At 54.0% G+C, this 2,915-nt stretch carries 1 protein-coding gene; it reads right to left on the bottom strand.

What is annotated here, in order from left to right:
- A partial coding sequence (locus CRP01_RS41555) for a beta strand repeat-containing protein (RefSeq protein ID WP_222845953.1) occupies positions 1 to 2,915 on the bottom strand: 2,915 nt, incomplete at both ends.

Below are 2,915 nucleotides of genomic sequence, written 5' to 3'. Positions count from 1 at the left end.
GCGGCATTGACCGTTTCATCATCGCTGTCGGTCACCGCTACATCGCCTACTCCTGCGTCATTACCGTCACCATCACCGTTCGTATCCGCTACTGCGTTCACCGTGGCGGTGTTGGTGTAAAAGCCATCATCGATATCGTCTTGGGTGATCGTATGCGCGGCCGTGTATAGCCAGGTCTCGCCCACATCCAGCACGCCATCTTCATCGGTATCTCCGTCGTTGAAGCCGTCCGTGTCCGCATCGACCGGAAGGATAGTTCCCGCGTCGGCACCCGGATCGGTCACTACCACATTGTAGATCGAGACGTTACCGTCGTTCAGTACTTCGATATCGTAGTTGACTACATCGCCAACTGCATCGTAGGTCGTCGGAGACGCTAATCCATCAATATTATTCGCTGTCTTGGTCAGCATGATGCTCGGGGCTTGCGCGGCATTCACCGTTTCATCATCGCTGTCGGTCACCGCTACATCGCCTACTCCGGCGTCATTACCGTCACCATCACCGTTCGTATCCGCTACTGCGTTCACCGTGGCGGTGTTGGTGTACAATCCGTCATCGATATCATCTTGGGTGATGGTGTGCGCAGCTGTGTATAGCCAGGTCTCACCTACATCCAGCACGCCGTCTTCATCGGTATCGCCATCGTTGAAGCCGTCCGTATCCGCATCAACCGGAAGGATGGTACCGGCATCGGCACCCGGATCGGTCACTACCACATTGTAGATGGAGACATTACCGTCGTTCAGTACTGCGATATCGTAGTTGACTACATCGCCAACTGCATCGTAAGTGGTTGGAGACGCTACTCCGTCGATATTATTCGCTGTCTTGGTCAGCATGATGCTCGGGGCTTGTGCGGCATTGACCGTTTCATCATCGCTGTCGGTCACCGCTACATCACCTACACCCGCATCATTGCCGTCACCATCACCGTTCGTATCCGCTACACCATTTACCGTGGCAGTGTTGGTGTACAAGCCATCATCGATATCATCTTGGGTGATCGTGTGCGCGGCTGTGTACAGCCAGGTCTCACCCACATCCAGCACGCCGTCTTCATCGGTATCTCCGTCGTTGAAGCCGTCCGTGTCCGCATCAACCGGAAGAATCGTTCCGGCATCGGCACCCGGATCAGTCACCACCACATTGTAGATGGAAACATTACCGTCGTTCAGTACTGCGATATCGTAGTTGACTACATCGCCAACTGCATCATAAGTCGTTGGAGACGCTACTCCGTCAATATTATTCGCCGTCTTGGTCAGCATGATGCTCGGATCCTGCGCCGCATTCACCGTCTCATCATCGCTATCCATTACCGCTACATCGCCTACTCCCGCATCATTACCGTCACCATCGCCGTTCGTATCCGCTACTGCGTTCACCGTGGCGGTGTTGGTGTACAAGCCATCATCGATATCGTCTTGCGTGATCGTGTGTGCGGCCGTGTATAGCCAGGTCTCTCCCACATCCAGTACGCCGTCTTCATCGGTATCTCCGTCGTTGAAGCCGTCCGTATCCGCATCAACCGGAAGGATCGTTCCGGCATCGGCTCCCGGATCGGTCACTACCACATTGTAGATGGAAACATTACCGTCGTTCAGTACTGCGATATCGTAGTTGACTACATCGCCAACTGCATCGTAGGTCGTTGGAGAGGCTACTCCGTCGATATTGTTTGCTGTCTTGGTCAGCATGATGCTCGGGGCTTGCGTAGCATTGACCGTTTCGTCATCACTATCGGTTACCGCTACATCACCTACACCCGCATCATTGCCGTCACCATCACCGTTCGTATCCGCTACACCATTTACCGTGGCAGTGTTGGTGTACAAGCCATCATCGATATCATCTTGGGTGATCGTGTGCGCGGCTGTGTACAGCCAGGTCTCTCCCACATCCAGCACGCCGTCTTCATCGGTATCTCCGTCGTTGAAGCCGTCCGTGTCCGCATCAACCGGAAGAATAGTTCCCGCATCCGCACCCGGATCGGTGACTAATACGTTGTAGATCGAGACATTACCGTCGTTCAGCACTGCGATATCGTAATTGACTACATCGCCAACTGCATCGTAGGTCGTCGGAGACGCTACTCCGTCGATATTATTCGCCGTCTTGGTCAGCATGATGCTCGGGGCTTGTGCGGCATTGACCGTTTCGTCATCGCTATCGGTCACCGCTACATCGCCTACTCCCGCATCATTACCATCACCATCGCCGTTCGTATCCGCTACTGCGTTCACCGTGGCGGTATTGGTGTACAAGCCATCATCGATGTCGTCTTGCGTGATCGTGTGCGCGGCCGTGTATAGCCAGGTCTCGCCCACATCCAGTACGCCGTTTTCATCGGTATCTCCGTCGTTGAAGCCGTCCGTGTCCGCATCGACCGGAAGGATAGTTCCCGCGTCTGCACCCGGATCGGTGACTACTACATTATAGATGGAAACGTTACCGTCGTTTAGTACCTCGATATCGTAGTTGACTACATCGCCAACTGCATCATAAGTCGTTGGAGACGCTACTCCGTCGATATTATTCGCCGTCTTGGTTAGCATAATGCTCGGGACCTGCGTGGCATTGACCGTTTCATCATCGCTATCGGTTACCGCTACATCGCCTACTCCTGCATCATTACCATCACCATCGCCGTTCGTATCCGCTACTGCGTTCACCGTGGCGGTATTGGTGTAAAAGCCATCATCGATATCGTCTTGCGTGATCGTGTGTGCGGCCGTGTATAGCCAGGTCTCGCCCACATCCAGTACGCCATCTTCATCGGTATCTCCGTCGTTGAAGCCATCCGTATCCGCATCGACCGGAAGAATAGTTCCCGCGTCGGCACCCGGATCGGTGACTACTACGTTGTAAATGGAGATGTTGCCGTCGTTCAGCACTTCAATATCGTAGTTGAC

The sequence above is a fragment of the Flavilitoribacter nigricans DSM 23189 = NBRC 102662 genome (genome assembly GCF_002646595.1).
Lineage (GTDB): Bacteria > Bacteroidota > Bacteroidia > Chitinophagales > Saprospiraceae > Flavilitoribacter > Flavilitoribacter nigricans.
Note: the sequence above shows the minus strand (reverse complement) of the source record. Positions and strands in the feature narration are given on the sequence as shown.